We start from the raw sequence: 279 nt of genomic DNA on the forward strand, positions 1-279 counted from the left end.
GCCACAACAAGAGCGCCGTGAGCCGCGCGGGCAGCCACGACAGCACATCGTCGGCCCGCGCCGCCCATTTGCCCGCCCATTGCCAATAGCGCCCGCCGCGCATGCCAGGGTAGCCCCACATGGCGTCTGCGGTATTGGCAAAGCGGTACAGCGCCGCGCCCGGCAGACCCAGCAGCACAAACCAGAACAGCGGCGCGATCACCGAGTCGGAAAGGTTCTCGGCCAGGGATTCGATGGCGCTCTCGCGCACGGCCGTGGCATCGAGCGGCTGCACATCGC

At 68.8% G+C, this 279-nt stretch carries 1 protein-coding gene; it reads right to left on the reverse strand.

Going from position 1 to position 279, the window contains the following annotated elements; all coding sequences use genetic code 11:
* The coding region (locus MTCD1_RS18985; RefSeq protein WP_143760170.1) for a CobD/CbiB family cobalamin biosynthesis protein at nt 1-279 on the reverse strand (279 nt) is incomplete at both ends.

The sequence above is a fragment of the Colwellia marinimaniae genome (assembly GCF_002207865.1).
Lineage (GTDB): Bacteria > Pseudomonadota > Gammaproteobacteria > Enterobacterales > Alteromonadaceae > Colwellia > Colwellia marinimaniae.